At 65.4% G+C, this 15,301-nt stretch carries 14 protein-coding genes; 4 read left to right on the top strand and 10 right to left on the bottom strand.

Features of this window, described 5'->3' with window-relative positions; all coding sequences use genetic code 11:
• Window positions 1-73: 73 nt before the first annotated feature.
• Complete coding sequence (locus H977_RS0112735) at window positions 74-1,042, top strand: cation diffusion facilitator family transporter (protein WP_029108233.1); 969 nt, start codon at window positions 74-76, stop codon at window positions 1,040-1,042.
• Window positions 1,043-1,120: 78 nt separating this feature from the next.
• Window positions 1,121-1,756, top strand: a complete 636-nt coding sequence (locus tag H977_RS0112730) for a DUF1345 domain-containing protein (protein ID WP_029108232.1) — start codon at window positions 1,121-1,123, stop codon at window positions 1,754-1,756.
• A 3-nt stretch (window positions 1,757-1,759) separates the two neighbouring features.
• Here the strand turns inward: H977_RS0112730 and narI are convergent, their stop codons facing one another.
• The 9 genes from narI to echA20 all read right to left on the bottom strand — a co-directional run bounded on the left by narI (window position 1,760) and on the right by echA20 (window position 13,153).
• Window positions 1,760-2,503: a respiratory nitrate reductase subunit gamma gene (gene narI, locus H977_RS0112725; RefSeq protein ID WP_029108231.1), complete on the bottom strand. Its 744-nt coding sequence runs from the start codon at window positions 2,501-2,503 to the stop codon at window positions 1,760-1,762.
• Window positions 2,504-2,610: 107 nt separating this feature from the next.
• Complete coding sequence (gene narJ / locus H977_RS0112720) at window positions 2,611-3,282, bottom strand: nitrate reductase molybdenum cofactor assembly chaperone (RefSeq protein ID WP_029108230.1); 672 nt, start codon at window positions 3,280-3,282, stop codon at window positions 2,611-2,613.
• Complete coding sequence (gene narH, locus H977_RS0112715; RefSeq protein WP_051288824.1) at window positions 3,279-4,883, bottom strand: nitrate reductase subunit beta; 1,605 nt, start codon at window positions 4,881-4,883, stop codon at window positions 3,279-3,281. Before narH ends, narJ begins: the two co-directional genes overlap by 4 nt.
• A gap of 34 nt (window positions 4,884-4,917) precedes the next feature.
• Complete coding sequence (locus H977_RS0112710; protein WP_502691169.1) at window positions 4,918-8,565, bottom strand: nitrate reductase subunit alpha; 3,648 nt, start codon at window positions 8,563-8,565, stop codon at window positions 4,918-4,920.
• Window positions 8,566-8,894: 329 nt separating this feature from the next.
• Window positions 8,895-9,569: a class I SAM-dependent methyltransferase gene (locus H977_RS0112705; RefSeq protein WP_029108227.1), complete on the bottom strand. Its 675-nt coding sequence runs from the start codon at window positions 9,567-9,569 to the stop codon at window positions 8,895-8,897.
• Between the two features lie 119 nt (window positions 9,570-9,688).
• Complete coding sequence (gene ipdC, locus H977_RS0112700) at window positions 9,689-10,759, bottom strand: (3aS,4S,5R,7aS)-5-hydroxy-7a-methyl-1-oxo-octahydro-1H-indene-4-carboxyl-CoA dehydrogenase (RefSeq protein WP_029108226.1); 1,071 nt, start codon at window positions 10,757-10,759, stop codon at window positions 9,689-9,691.
• Window positions 10,760-10,762: 3 nt separating this feature from the next.
• Window positions 10,763-11,512, bottom strand: a complete 750-nt coding sequence (gene ipdB, locus H977_RS0112695) for a cholesterol ring-cleaving hydrolase subunit IpdB (protein ID WP_029108225.1) — start codon at window positions 11,510-11,512, stop codon at window positions 10,763-10,765.
• A complete protein-coding gene (ipdA, locus tag H977_RS0112690; protein ID WP_029108224.1) occupies window positions 11,509-12,396 on the bottom strand; it encodes a cholesterol ring-cleaving hydrolase subunit IpdA in 888 nt (295 codons plus the stop codon). The genes ipdB and ipdA overlap by 4 nt, the downstream gene beginning before the upstream one ends.
• Before the next feature lies 1 nt (window position 12,397).
• Window positions 12,398-13,153 carry a (7aS)-7a-methyl-1,5-dioxo-2,3,5,6,7,7a-hexahydro-1H-indene-carboxyl-CoA hydrolase gene (echA20, locus tag H977_RS0112685; RefSeq protein ID WP_029108223.1) on the bottom strand — a complete coding sequence of 252 codons (756 nt, stop codon included), beginning with the start codon at window positions 13,151-13,153 and terminating at the stop codon, window positions 12,398-12,400.
• A 59-nt stretch (window positions 13,154-13,212) separates the two neighbouring features.
• Between echA20 and H977_RS0112680 the strand changes: the two genes are divergently transcribed.
• Together H977_RS0112680 and H977_RS0112675 are read left to right on the top strand one after the other, a co-directional pair.
• Window positions 13,213-13,995, top strand: a complete 783-nt coding sequence (locus H977_RS0112680; protein ID WP_029108222.1) for an SDR family oxidoreductase — start codon at window positions 13,213-13,215, stop codon at window positions 13,993-13,995.
• Window positions 13,996-14,016: 21 nt separating this feature from the next.
• Window positions 14,017-14,922 (top strand): SDR family oxidoreductase, encoded by a 906-nt coding sequence (locus H977_RS0112675; RefSeq protein WP_029108221.1) that lies wholly within the window; start codon window positions 14,017-14,019, stop codon window positions 14,920-14,922.
• Between the two features lie 84 nt (window positions 14,923-15,006).
• Here the strand turns inward: H977_RS0112675 and H977_RS0112670 are convergent.
• Window positions 15,007-15,301, bottom strand: a 295-nt coding sequence (locus tag H977_RS0112670; RefSeq protein ID WP_029108220.1) for an IS3 family transposase, incomplete at its 5' end; no start/stop codon positions are given.

The following is a 15,301-nucleotide window of genomic DNA, read 5'->3' as shown; positions in this document are numbered from 1 at the left end:
CCGAGCACGAGTGCCCCGAAACGCAAGTTTCGGGGCACTTTTGCGTCTGGCCGCCAACGGGTAAGTGTGGGTGATGACCACCGACGGGGAGGCAACACACAACGAGAGTGCCCTGACCGTCATCATCGCCCTCGGCGCCAACGTACTGATCGCGCTCGCCAAGACCGTCGTCGCGGGCATCACCGGTTCGGCGTCCATGCTGGCCGAGGCGGCTCATTCGTGGGCGGACACCGGCAACGAGGTCTTTCTGTTGATCGGGACCCGTAAGTCGATGAAACCGGCCGACGCGCAACATCGGTTGGGATACGGACGGGCCGGCTACATCTGGTCGATGTTCGCCGCCTTCGGGTTGTTCACCGTCGGTGCGGTGGTGTCGATCTGGCACGGCGTCGCCTCGCTGGGCGGGGAGGCCGAAGCGACGTCGTATGGCTGGGCCTACGCGGTGCTCGGCGTCGCATTCGTGCTCGAAGGCACATCCTTCTTGCAGGCGCTGCACCAGACCAGATCGACTGCGGTGCGGCGACACATTCACCCGCTGCGATACATCAGGGTGACGTCGAATCCGATGTTGCGTGCGGTATTCGCCGAAGACCTCTCGGCGCTGATCGGCGTCGTCATCGCGGCGCTCGGCATCCTGGCGCACCAACTCACCGGCAACGCGGTGTGGGATGGAGTCGGCTCGATCCTGATCGGTGTGCTGCTGGGCGGTGTCGCACTGTTTCTCATCGGGCGCAACATGGACTTCCTCACGGGGGAGGCGGTGGCTCCGCCCGCCCGCAACTACGTCCTGCGATCTCTACTCGACCATACCGACATCGAGCGCATCAGCTACTTACACATGGAATGGGTTGGGGCCGACCGGATGTACCTGGTGGCCGCGGTCGACCTCGCGGGTGACGCCGCCGAATCCAATGTCGCCGAACGGCTCAACGCGATCGCCGACGCACTCCAGACCCGACCCGAGATCGTGCGCGCGGTCCTGACGCTGACCCGCCCGGGTGACCCCACCGATCTGCGGCCAGAGGAGCTGCCCGGCGGGTAGCGCTAGTGTGCGTGCCAACACCGATTCCGGCGCGCACACTTACCTCATGCCAGATGACATCGCGACGGCGTCCGCCTGATGGACACGACCAGACTGCTCTCCGCGCCCGGCCGGCTCGGCGGTTCGGTGATCGTCGGGGTCGCCGCCGGCGCCATCACAGGAGGATTGACCGACGCCCCGCTGGGAGTGCTGGTCGGGATCGCCACCACGGGAGCGATGTTCGTACTCGCCGGCTGGATCCTGCTGTGGCCCATGGACGCCGAGGGCACCCACGATCACGCACATCAGGAAGCCTTCAACCCGGTGGTCGAGGAGCTTGTGATCGTGGCTGCTGCCGTCGGCGCCCTGGTCAGCATCGTCTTCATGCTCGTGCACGGTGGCTCGCACAGTGATCCGACCGCGGCGACCGCGGCGCTGGCCGGGGTCTTCATGGCCTGGGCCGGTATGCACCTGATGTACGCGGCGCGTTACGCGAAGCTGTACTACACGGCCCCGGTGGGCGGCATCGACTTCAACTGTCCAGACGCACCGGCGTTCCGCGACTTCTTCTACTTCAGCTACAACCTCGGTATGACGTATCAGGTGTCCGACACGAGCGTCACAGATTCGGTCATCCGGTCGGTGGCACTGCGGCACTGCCTGCTGTCATACCTGTTCGGCACAGTCATACTGGCGACCACCATCAACCTGGTCGTCGGCATCGTGTCCAGTTGAGGCTCACACCCAGCGGCTGCGCGGAGGTGGTGCCTGCGGTGTCACCCACGCCTTGGCGTAGCGGTTCTTGCCCGCACGCCGCGGGTCCCGGCTGCGGTAGATCACATAGGGGCGGACCAGATAGCCGATCGGTGCGCTGAACATGTGCACCAACCGCGTGTACGGCCAAAGCCCCAGCAGGGCAACGACTATCAGCACATGCGCCTGGAACGTCCACGGAGTATCGGCCATCAGCTGTGGTGCCGGGTGCAACGTGAACAAGCTGCGGAACCACGGCGACACGGTTTCGCGATAGTTGTACGTCGAGAAGACGTTGGTCAGGGTGTTCAGCATCCCGGTCGCCAGAGCCCCGACGAGCAGCAGGTACATCACCTTGTCGTTCAGAGTGGTCGCCGTGCGCACTTCCGGGACGGTGACTCGGCGGTAGAGCAGGATGGACACCCCGGCGACGACGGCCACTCCGGCCAGCGAGCCCATACTCACCGACATCAGGTGGTAGACGTGGTCGGAGACGCCCACCGCCGAGGTCCAGGACTGCGGGATCAGCAGTCCGACCACGTGTCCGGCGAGCACCCCGAGGATGCCGAAGTGGAACAGCGGGCTGCCCAGCCTCAGCAGTCTGCTCTCGTAGATCTGCGAAGACCTTGTGGTCCAACCGAACTGGTCGGCCTTGTAACGCCAGATATGCCCGAGCGCGAACGACGTGAACGCGATGTACGGCAAGGTCATCCACAGTACGTTGCTCATCGGAGCCTTTCTCTCTTCGCGCGAGCGCTCATCGGAGTCTTTCTCACTTTGCGCGAGCGCTCATCGGAGTCTTTCTCTCTTCGCGCGAGCGCTCATCGGGTGCGCGCTCATTGGCTTCCTCCGGATGCCATCGGGTCCATCGCAAACGGATCGAGTCCGACATCCTCATCGGGTGGGCCCTCGGCGGCGAGTTGAGCGATGCGGCGGCGGTCGGCAGTGTTCACCGGAGGCAACGTGGCGAGGACGGCCGCCAGCAGCCCGGTGTAGTAGGATCCGTTGTCCTGCAGGGAAAGCCGCAGCAGTTCGAGCACCGGAACGTGCTCGGCCAACAGCCGCTCGCCCTGGACCTGATCGATCATCGCCGCGAACTCCAGCACCATCGGCAGATAGTCGGGCAGCTCTGCGTCACCGATCTCGATGCCCGCCTGGCGGTACGCGTGCTTGAACCGCAGCAGCGCCATTCCCCGTTTACGGGTGTCGCCGTAGGCGTAGTACGTGAGATGCAGGCTGCTGCGCCGCTGCATGTCGAACGTCGCGACATAGTTCGACGCGCGCTGCATCGGGTCGGTTTCGCCGAACTCCCGCAGGAACTCGCTCAGCGGCACTCGGACCGCCTCGGGCAACTCCGCGGCGACAGCGTCCAGTTGTCCGGCAAGATCGGCTGTTTCGGTCGTCGGGTAGTCGAGCAGCAGCGCAGTCATCCGCCACACCAGACGCTGCTGACGTTCGGACAGGCTCGTACCGGTACCTGTTCTGCGACCAAGGGTGAGTAGCTTCATGTGGTCGGCAGCAACCCGTCTGTGCTCCGGCCGTCCCAGTTGAGCAGGTTGACCCGGGTCGGATCACCTTGTGGAACAGCATCATTGGTATTTGTCAGGTGGAACTTGTTCACCATCGTGTCGTACGCGGTCATTCCCGGCCCGCCGTCACCGTCCAGGCTGCAACCGGTGGCCAGCGCGTCGAGGCGGTGCGCGTCGGACCCGGCCCCGGTCGGGATGACATACCGGTCCTGGTACTTGGCGATGGCCAGCAGCCGGTACATCGATTCGATCTCGTCGCCGCTGAGGCGCACAGACTCCGGGATGGTCTCGTCGAATTCCTCGCCCAGGTTGGCGGCCCGCATATAGGACCGCATGGCGGCAAGCCGCTGCAGCGATGCCCGCACCGGGCCCACCTCGCCGGCGGTGAACAACTCGGCGAGATATTCGATCGGGATCCGCAGCGTGTCGATGGCGCCGAACAGGTTGTTCTTGTTCTCGCCGTCGTGGCCGGTCTCCTTGAGAATGTCCACCACCGGTGATAGCGGCGGCACGTACCAGACCATCGGCATGGTCCGGTATTCCGGATGCAGGGGCAGGGCCACCTGATAGTCGACGATCAGCCGGTATACCGGTGAATTCTGGGCTGCCTCAATCCATTCCGGGGAGATTCCGGCCCGCTCTGCTTCGGCCACGACGCGTGGGTCGTGCGGGTTGAGGAACACGCCGAGCTGTGACGGGTAGAGGTTCTTGTCGTCGGTGACCGACGCTGCCTCCAACACCGCGTCCGCGTCATAGAGCATCACGCCGATGTAGCGGAGCCGCCCGACACAGGTCTCCGAACACACCGTGGGGATGCCGACCTCGACCCGCGGGTAGCAGAATGTGCACTTCTCGGCCTTGCCGGTCTTGTGGTTGAAGTAGATCTTCTTGTAGGGACACCCGGTGACGCACTGTCGCCAGCCGCGGCATTTGTCCTGATCCACCAGCACGATGCCGTCTTCGGAGCGCTTGTAGATCGCGCCGGACGGGCATGCCGCCGCGCACGCCGGGTTGAGACAGTGCTCGCAGATCCGGGGTAGGTAGAACATGAACGTCTGCTCGAATTCGAGCTTGACCTTCTCGGATACTTCGGCGACCTTGGCCAACAACGGGTCTCGGCCCACCTGCTCGGGCCCGCCGCCCAGGTCGTCGTCCCAGTTGGCTCCCCAGGTGACCTTGGTATCCCGGCCGGTGATCAGCGATTTGGGCCGGGCCACCGGCGTGGTGTCCATCGCCGGCGCGGACAGCAGGTTCTCGTAGTCGTAGGTCCAGGGATCGTAGTAGTCCGACACCGTGGGCAGGTCAGGGTTGGCGAAGATGTTCAGCAGCCGCTTGAACCGGGAGCCGGATTTCAGGGTGAGCTTGCCGCGCTTGTTCAGCGTCCAGCCACCCTTCCAGCGTTCCTGATCCTGGTACTGGCGCGGATATCCTTGTCCTGGACGGGTTTCCACGTTGTTGAACCACACGTACTCCACACCGCCGCGGTTGGTCCACGCCTGTTTGCACGTGACGCTGCAGGTGTGGCAGCCGATGCACTTGTCGAGGTTCATCACCATCGCGAGCTGCGCCATCACCTTCATTGGGCCACTCCGCAAGCTTGGGGTCCGGTCATGGTCAGTACTCCACTTCCTGCGAGCGGCGACGAATCGTGGTGACCTCGTCGCGTTGGTTTCCGGTGGGCCCGTGGTAGTTCAGGGCGAAGGACTGCTGCGCGTATCCACCGATCAGGTGGGTGGGCTTGATCATGATGCGGGTGAGCGCATTGTGGATGCCGCCACGCTTCCCGTTCTTCTCGGTGCGCGGTACGTCGACCGCCTTGTCCTGGGCGTGGTACATGAACACCAGGCCTTCGGGCATACGGTGGCTGACGATCGCGCGGGCGTTCACCACTCCGTTGCGGTTGGTGCATTCGATCCAGTCGTTGTCCTTGACCCCGATCTTGGCGGCGTCGACGTCCGACATCCAGATGCACTGGCCGCCACGGGACAGCGTGAGCATGTACAGGTTGTCCTGGTAGGCAGAGTGAATCGACCATTTCGAGTGCGGGGTCAGGTACCGCACCGTGATGGAGCGACTGGACGCGTCCCCGACTGTGCTACCTACGACGGGTTCGTCGAACAGCGCCGTCATGTCCAGCGGTGGCCGGAACGTCGGCAGCTGTTCGCCGAGCTCACTCATCCAGTCGTGGTCCAGGTAGAAATGCTGGCGGCCGGTCAATGTGTGCCAGGGCTTCAGCCGTTCGGTGTTGATGGTGAAAGGGGAGTAGCGCCGGCCGCCGGTTTCCGACCCGGACCACTCCGGTGAGGTGTTGACGGGGACCGGCCGGGCCTGGGTGTCGGCGAATGTGATTCGCTTGCCTTCGTTCTCCTTGGCCAGGTCGGACAGTTCGGTTCCGGTGCGTCGTTCCAGCGCCTCGAAGCCCTCGACGGCCAGGCGACCGTTGGTGGTGCCCGAGAGCGCCAGGATCGCCTCGGCGGCGTGGGTGTCCTTGGCCAGCGACGGGCGTCCGACAGCGACGCCGCTGACCACTGTGCCGTTGATTCCGCGCAGGTACTCGACCTCCTCATCGGGGTGGGTGGTCACCCCCTTGGTGGTGAGTCCCACGGTTTCCACCATCGGCCCGAGCGCGGCCATCTTCTCGGCGATCGCCGGATAGTCGCGGTCCACGGTGACCAGCCGGGGCATGGTCTTGCCGGGAATCGGTTCGCACTCACCGGCTTTCCAGTCCAGCACGTGACCGCCGGGCTGCGCGGTGGCGTCGGCGCTGTCATGTTGCAGGGGCATGGCCACGATGTCCTTGCGCTTGCCGAGGTGCTTCTCTGCCAGCCACGAGAAGCCGCGGGCGATGCGGTGGAACGCATCGAAGTCGGTCTTGGTCTCCCAAGGTGGGGAGATGGCAGGCGAGAACGCGTGGACGAACGGGTGCATGTCGGTGCTCGACAGGTCGTGCTTCTCGTACCAGGTCGCGGCGGGCAACACGATGTCGGAGAACAACGTGGTGCTGGTGTTGCGAAAATCGAGCGACAGCAACAGGTCGAGCTTTCCCACGGGGGCTTCGTCGCGCCAGCGCACCTCCTGCGGGCGGATACCGTCCTCGTCGCGCGCGGCCACCGCGGAATCGGTGCCGAGCAGATGTTTGAGGAAGTACTCGTTGCCCTTGGCCGAGGATCCCAGGAGGTTCGACCGCCACACCGTCAGGCACCGCGGAAAGTTCTCCGGGGCGTCGGGATCCTCGCAGGCGAACTGCAGATGCCCCGACTTGAGGCCGTCCACAACGTATTCCGCCGCGTCCTTGCCCATCCGGATGGCTTCATCGGCCAGGTCCAGCGGGTTGCGGTTGAAGGTCGGGTAACTCGGCATCCAGCCGAGCCGGGTGGCCAGCGCGATACTGTCCGCCACGGTGCGACCGGCGAAGCGTCCCTCGGCCAGGGGAGAGGCCATCACCTCTGAGGTGAACGGGTCGTAGCGCCACTGATCGGTCGCCAGATACCAGAAGATCGTGCCCTGCATCTGCCGTGCCGGCCGCTGCCAGTCGAGGCCGAATGCCAGGGTGGACCAACCCGTGACCGGCCGGCACTTCTCCTGGCCGACATAGTGTGCCCAGCCGCCGCCGTTGACGCCCTGACAACCGGTGAGCATGACCAGCGTGAGGAACGAGCGGTAGATCTGATCGGAGTGGAACCAGTGGTTGGTGCCCGCGCCCATCAGGATCATCGACCGGCCCTTGGAACGTTCGGCGTTGTCGGCGAACTCCCGTGCGATGCGCTCGGCGGCCTGCGCGGGCACACCGGTGATCGCTTCCTGCCAGGCCGGTGTGTAGGGCTCGGAGGCATCGTCGTAACCGGACGGCCACTGTCCGGGGAGTCCGTCACGGGCCACCCCGTACTGCGCGAGCATCAGGTCGAAGACCGTCGTCACCCGATGTCCGGCAACCATTTTGGTCGGTACGCCGCGTTCCAGCACGCCGGGTTTGTCGCTGTCGAACCGCGGCAGGGCGACATTCGCGGTGTCGTCGTTGTTGCCGTGCAGGGTCAGCATCGGGTGGACACCCTGCAGGTCGAGATTCCAATGGCCCTCGCCGGACGCGGTGAACCGGTGTCCGAGTGAGCCGTTGGGCACCACGGGCCGCCCGGTTTGGTCCAGCAGCACGGTCTTCGAGGATGCCGCTTCCGTGTCCGCGTGTTCGCCGCCGAGATCGGCCGCGGTGAGGAACTTCCCGGGCAGCACCCGTCCGTCTCGTTCGACCAGGGTGACCAGGAACGGCAGGTCGGTGTACTTCTTGACGTAATCGGTGAAGTACGGCGTCTTGTTGTCGACGAAGAACTCTTTGAGGATCACGTGACCCATCGCCATCGCGAGAGCGGCGTCGGTGCCGGGGCGGGCCGGTAGCCACTCGTCGGCGAACTTGGTGTTGTCCGCGTAGTCCGGCGACACCACGACCACCTTCTGGCCGCGATACCGGGCCTCGGTCATGTAGTGCGCGTCCGGCGTTCGGGTGACGGGGACGTTGGAGCCCCACATCATCAGGTATCCGGCGTCGAACCAGTCGGCCGACTCGGGTACATCGGTCTGGTCTCCGAACACCTGCGGCGAGGCCACCGGCAGGTCGGCATACCAGTCGTAGAACGACAGCATCGACCCACCGAGAAGCGAGATGAATCGGGCGCCGACGGCATGGCTCACCATCGACATCGCCGGGATCGGCGAGAATCCGGCCACGCGGTCCGGTCCGTACTTCTTGACGGTGTGGACATGGGCGGCGGCGGCGATCTCGGCTGCCTCCCACCATTCGGCGCGCACGAATCCGCCCTTGCCGCGGGCGGTCTTGTAGCGCTTCGATTTCTCGGGATCCTCGACGATGTCGGCCCACGCCAACACGGGGTCCTTCAGACGCTCCTTGGCCTCGCGGTAATACTCCAGCAGCACCCCGCGGACGTACGGATAGCGAACGCGCGCAGGCGAATACGTGTACCACGAAAATGACGCGCCGCGCGGGCACCCCCGAGGCTCGTACTCGGGCTTGTCGGAGCCGACCGATGGATAGTCGGTCTGCTGCGACTCCCACGTGATCACGCCGTCCTTGACGTAGATCTTCCACGAGCAGGATCCGGTGCAGTTGACGCCATGGGTCGAACGCACGACTTTGTCGTGTGCCCAGCGGTCCCGGTAGAAGTCGTCGGCCGAGCGGCCACCGATCTTGTGCAGGGTTCGCTGATCGTCGGAGATTTCACCCCGGTGGAAGTACTTGCCAAGGCGCAGCAAAGCATCGGCAGGTGTTGTGCCGCCTGCGTGTGAATCGACCACGATCCGTCCCTCCAAGCTGTTGATTCACGAGCGTAAGAGGGTTGCGGAGGCCGTCAAAAGAACGCACTGGAGGGCATTCAGCCCTGTGAAATCGCGTTAACGCGCAAGTCATTTCGCGGGAACGTGGCAGTCATACGCTGATCCGCCGTCGCGGGCACGATTACCGCTTCCACCTGCGGCGACCGCCTGGTTGACGGCTTGAGGTGAGCGGTCGGGGCGCGGTGGTCAACGGTTCGGATGGCCGCCGTGGGGCCGATGATTTATCACCGCGGTAACAATGCGCGGGGCTACCGGCCCGGCTTCGTCCAGCAGATCGTGTGCCGGAACGCCAGCCGGCGGCGCATCTGTGCGCCCGGCATGACCCGCTCGACGATCGTCTGCAACTGAGCGAAGCTGAGTTGCGGATCCCGGGCCGGGAACGGCGCGGGCACCGGACCGCCGCGCACCGGCCGCGGATGTTTGATCAGGCCGATCAGCGGGTTGGTCACCGCGGACGCCAGATCCCACGCGGTATCGCGGAGGGAGCCGGGGGCGGCCAGCCCGACGGCCAGGAACCGCCCGCCTGGAGCCAGAAGTCGCTTGATGTCGACCAGCGCTCGCTCGACGTCGAGGTGGTGCAGCACCGCGATCATGCTGATCAGGTCGACCGGCCCGTCGAGTTCGGCCAGTTGGCTGTCGTCGATGGTGACGTTGGTCAGGCCGGCACACCGCCGGATCGCCTCGGCGCGCATGCCCGCATCCAGATCCGTGCCACGGACCTGTGCGAACCGACCGGCCAGTTGCGTCACCAATCCGCCCTGACCGCAGCCGATGTCGATCGCGGTGCCACGATGCGCGGGCAGGTTGGCCAGGATCCAGCCGTGGAAATGGTCGTTGTGGCTCCACGGGTGCCTGCTGTTGAAGTTGTGCAGTCCCTGGGCGGCCCGCCTCACCACGGGGTTCTCGACGCGTCGGATGTCCATGCCTCCACTGTGCCCGGCGTTCCCCCGCGAGCAGTCCCCCGCAAGCGGGAGGGGCCCCCAGCAGAACTGCCCCTTTTCATGAGAAAAGGGGCAGTTCTAAGTCTGCTCGGCAGGGAGGGTTACTGGATGTAGCCCGACGCGGACTGCAGATGCTCGATCGCCTCGTCGACGATCTTCTCGACCAGCTCAGCGCATGATGGCAGGTCGTTGATGATGCCGGCGACCTGGCCCGACGCCAGCACGCCGGCGTCGGTATTGCCCTCCACCAGACCGGCTTTGAGCAACATCGGGGTGTTGGCCGCCATCACGACCTGCGACCAGGTCAGCTCTTTGCCGTGCCGCATGGCCAGGCCGTCCTTCGCTATCGACAACCACGTCATGCCCGAGAGCTTCTTGAACTTCTGAGCGTTGCCGATGGCGGCGGCGAAGCCGCGTGCCCGCGAACCGCTCTCGAGTTTCTCCACCAGTCCGGTGCGCAGCACGCGGTGCGGCATGCCGTCCACCCGGGTGGACACCACGGTGCCGTCCAGCGCGGCCTGCAGATACCGCTCCTTGACCGCGTCGGGCACGGTGGAGTCCGAGGTCAGCAGGAACCGGGTCCCCATGGCGACTCCGGCCGCACCGTAGGACAGTGCGGCGGCCAGGCCGCGCCCGTCGAAGAAGCCGCCGGCGGCGATCACGGGCATACCGGTGTCCTTGACGGCATCGAGCACCGAGGGCAGCAGCAGAGTGGTGGCGACCGGACCGGTGTGGCCACCGCCCTCCCCGCCCTGCACGATCACCGCGTCAGCGCCCCAGCCGGCCACCTTCTTGGCGTGCTTGGCCGCGCCGACCGACGGGATCACCACGACGCCCGCGTCTTTCAGCTTGGCGATCAGCTCGGGCTTGGGTGCTAGAGCGAAGGAGGCGACTTTGACTCCTTCGCGGATCAGGAGGTCGACGCGCGCACCGGCATCGCCCGCATCGGCACGCATGTTGATGCCGAAGGGCTTGTCGGTGGCGGCCTTGACCTTGGTGACGGCGGTCTGCAGTTCCTCGAGCGTCATCGTCGCCGACGCCAGGATGCCGAGCCCGCCGGCGTTGGAGGTTGCGGCGACCAGTCGTGCCCCGGCCACCCAGCCCATTCCCGTCTGCACGACGGGATGCTCGATGCCGACCAGCTCGGTCAGCGGAGTCTTGAGCTTGCCCATTCTTTAGACCTTGATCTCTTTGTCGCGCAACGACTTCGGATCGATCGTTTCGCGGAGCAACTTGAGCTCGTCGTCGGAGGGCAGCCGGGTGGTCTCGGCGCTGTCGAGGCCGTGCACCTCGAAGGAGGTGTTATCGGCCACTTGTTGCGCTTCGACACCGGGGTGCAGCGACACCGCCCGCATCTGGTGGTCGGGACCGTTGAAGTCGAACACACCCAGGTTGGAGACCACGCGGTAGATGTTGGCGAACCGGTAGGCCGGGTTCTCGGGATCGATCTTGTCCCAGCCGATTCCGGAGACGATGTCCACCGATTCGGTGAAGACACGCTTGGAGTGGTTGCCCACGAAGTAGCTCGTGGCGTGGTTGATGCTGTTGCCCGGGGCACCGCGGACGCCGAACATCTGTCGGGTCGGGTGCTGGATGGGGCCGAAAGCCGAGAGGTTCTGGTTCCCGTAGCGGTCGATCTGGTTGGCGCCCATCACCACATGGCGCTTGCCCCAGGCCAAGGTCTCGAAGACGCGGTTGAACGGCATCCAGCCCTCGACGGTGAACGGAGCGCCGATCGCCGGGGTGTCGGCCAGGATCCGGGCCTCACCGTCGGTCAGCACGATGTCGGGGGAGAAGGTCAGCCGGGCCAGCCGGGCACCGATCTGGACGACGGTGGTCATCGGGCTGGCCATGATCTCGCCGGCGTCGCGGAACAGTTCGGCACAGGCAACGGCGCACACCTCGGCGCGGGTCACGGCAATCACTTGGTTTCCTCCTGAGCAGTCTTGAACGCGCGGACCGCGGCCTGGTAGTCGGCCTCACTACCGGACAGATACGTCTTGACGAACTCGGCCCAGGTCTCGTCGGACCCTGCGGCCTCTGCGTAGTGGCGCTGGAACTTCTCGTCGCGCCGGTAATCCGGCTCATTGGTGGTGAAGTGCGCACCGTTGGGTGCCTCCACCACAGAATCGACCATCATCCGGTTGATCAGCAGGGCCTGCGTCGGAACAGCCTTGACCAGTTCCTCGGTGGAGACCACGCGCTCAACGGACAGGAAGCGACGCTGTGCCGACATCAGGAACAGGTCGTCGAAGTACGGGTCGATACCGGTGTAGGCAGCATTGCCCTGGGCGTCACCGAGATTCATGTGAACGAAGGCCGCGTCGAGGTTCAGCGCGGGCATTGCGATCAACTCTTCGTATCCGTCGCCGGTGGGGTATGGGGACTTCACGGTCTTGAGCTCATCGCCCCAGAACGTACGGACGTCGCTACCCAGACCGGCGCGGATCGGCAGGAACGGCAGCCGTTGAGCGGCAGCCTGCAGCCCGCAGCGCAGCATGCCCTCGTCCATCTCGCGGGCCTCGATCGCACCGCTGGTGCGGGCCTTGGCGAACCACGGGTCGTAGAACGGCGGCGAGTCCAGCGAGACGAAGCCGTAGTAGACGCGCTTGACCTTGCCCGCCGAGCACAGCAGGCCCAGATCCGGGCCGCCATAGGTGACCACGGTCAGGTCTTTGACGTCGGTGCGCAGCAGGGCGCGCACGAAGGCCATGGGCTTGCGCCGCGAGCCCCAGCCGCCGATACCGATGGTCATGCCGCTCTCGATCGAGGCAACCGCCTCATCGAGCGTTGTCCTCTTGTCTCCCATGTTATTTGGATCCCTTCTCGGTGCCGGCGAAGGCGTCGCGGTGTTCGTCGGACACACCGGACAGGTTGAGTTCGAAGGTGAAGCCCTGCTCCATCCGGTACCGCGCGTTGACGGGCTGCACGTCGATGAAGTTCAGTGCCTCCTTGGCGGCCCGGATCACCCGGGTGTCCTTGCTGGCGATGTCGCGGGCGACGCGCAGGGCAGCCTCGTCGAGATCCTCGCGGGGGACGACCTCGTGCACAGAGCCGAAGTGGTGCAGCGTCTCGGCGGGAACGGTGGCGGCGGTGAAGAACAGCCGACGCATCAGGTGCTGGGGGACCAGTCGGGAGAGATGGGTCGCCGCACCGAGTGCGCCGCGTTCGACCTCGGGGAGGCCGAATTTGGCGTCATCGGAAGCGACGATCACGTCGGCGTTGCCGACCAGGCCGATTCCACCGCCGACGCAGAAGCCGTTGACGGCGGCGATGACGGGGACCTCGCACTCGTAGACCGCCTTGAACGCGTGGTAGCACCCACGGTTCGCGTCGATCAGCGCGGTGAAGCCCTCGGTGTTCTGCATTTCCTTGATGTCCACGCCGGCGTTGAAGCCACGGCCCTCGGCCCGCAGGATCACGACGTGGGTGCTGCGGTCGCGGCCCGCGGCCGTGATCGCGTCGCCGAGTTCGAACCATCCGGCCGACGGGATGGCGTTGACGGGCGGGTAGTTGACGGTGACCGAGACAATGCCCGGTTCGACTGTCTTGGTGGTGATCGTCATCAATCCACTTCCTGAAGGGGTCGCTACCTAAGCAAGCACTTGCTTGGTACGCTAGCACAGTGACAGATACGCCAGAAGCCGGTGCCATCAGTTTGGGTTTGGCCGGCAAGGTGGTCCTGGTGACCGGCGGAGTGCGAGGGGTCGGCGCTGGGATCAGCGCGGTTTTTGCCGGTCAGGGCGCCACTGTGGTGACCTGCGCACGCCGTCCGGTTGAGGGACTGCCGTACGAGTTCCACTCCTGCGACATCCGCGATGACGACTCGGTGAAAGCCCTCGTCGATGCGGTCGTCGAGAAGCACGGCCGCATCGACGTGGTCGTCAACAACGCCGGCGGCTCGCCGTACGTGCTGGCCGCCGACGCGTCGGCGAAGTTCAGCACCAAGATCATCGAGCTCAACCTGATCGGCGCGCTGTCGGTGTCCACACATGCCAACGCCGTGATGCAGAGCCAGGACTCGGGCGGTTCCATCGTCAACATCTCCAGCGTCAGCGGCCACCGGCCCACTCCGGGGACGGCTGCCTATGGTGCGGCCAAGGCCGGCATCGACAACCTCACCGCGACGCTGGCCGTCGAGTGGGCGCCGAAGGTCCGGGTGAACTCGGTGGTGGTGGGCATGGTCGAGACCGAACAGTCCGAACTGTTCTACGGCGACGCCGAATCCATCGCGGCCATCTCGCGCAATGTGCCGCTGGGCCGGCTCGCCAAGCCGGCCGATATCGGCTGGGCCACAGCATTTCTGGCCTCGGATGCGGCCTCGTACATCAGCGGCGCGTCGTTGGAGGTGCACGGTGGCGGCGAACCACCGCACTACCTGTCCACCACGACCGCCGACATCAAGTAATTCGAAAAAGGAGACATGACAATGGGATTGCTCGACGGCCGCGTGGTCATCGTGACGGGCGCCGGTGGCGGTATCGGGCGTGAGCACGCGCTCGCGTTCGCCGCCGAGGGTGCCCGCGTGGTGGTCAACGACATCGGAGTGGGCCTGGACGGTTCACCCGCCGGCGGTGGCAGCGCGGCGCAGAACGTCGTCGACGAGATCGTCGCGGCCGGAGGCGAAGCCGTCACCAGCGGCGCCAACGTCGCCGACTGGGCCCAGGCCGAGGGCCTGATCCAGACCGCGGTTGACGCGTTCGGAACCCTGGACGTCCTGGTCAACAATGCCGGGATCGTGCGCGACCGGATGTTCGCCAACGCCACCGAAGAAGAGTTCGACGCCGTCACCGCAGTGCATCTCAAGGGGCACTTCGCCACCATGAAGCACGCCGCCGCGTACTGGCGGGCCAAGTCCAAGGCCGGCGAGACCGTCGATGCCCGCATCATCAACACCAGCTCGGGCGCCGGCCTGCAGGGCAGTGTCGGCCAGGCCACGTACAGCGCCTCCAAGGCGGGCATCGCTGCGCTGACCCTGGTCGCCGCGGCCGAGATGGGCCGGTACGGCGTCACCGTCAATGGCATTGCGCCCTCGGCCCGGACCCGGATGACCGAGACCGTCTTCGCCGACATGATGGCCACTCAGGACCAGTCGTTCGATGCCATGGCCGCGGAGAACATCTCGCCCCTGGTGGTCTGGCTGGGCAGCGTCGAGTCAAAGGACGTGACCGGCAAGATGTTCGAGATCGAGGGCGGCAAGATCCGCATCGCCGAGGGCTGGGCGCACGGCCCGCAGATCGACAAGGGCGCCAAGTGGGATCCCGCCGAGCTGGGCCCGGTGGTCAACGACCTGCTGGCCAAGGCGCGGCCCGCGGTTCCCGTTTACGGCGCCTGACTTTTTCTCGCCGAGCAGACACAAAACTGCCCCTTTTCACGTGAATGAAGTGGTCCCCAGAAGTTGGACTCTGACGTTTGGAGCCTAAGCGGCAAGGGCCTGGGCCCGGTATTGGACCGGGCTCAGGCCCTTGAGCTTTGTCGAGATTCGTTCGATGTTGTACCAGTGGATGTAGGTGTCGAGGGCAGCGGCGAAGTCCTCGACAGTGTCGAACCGGTTGTGGTGGAACATTTCTGACTTCAGGTGGCCGAAAAAGTTCTCCATGACCGCGTTGTCATAGCAGTTGCCTTTGCGCGACATCGACTGCACCGCCTCAACGTCGCCGAGCAACTTACGCCAGGACCAATGCCGGTATTGGAAGCCCTGATCGGAATGCACC

Origin of the sequence: Mycobacterium sp. URHD0025 (genome assembly GCF_000426065.1) — a bacterium.
Lineage (GTDB): Bacteria > Actinomycetota > Actinomycetes > Mycobacteriales > Mycobacteriaceae > Mycobacterium.
Note: the sequence above shows the minus strand (reverse complement) of the source record. Positions and strands in the feature narration are given on the sequence as shown.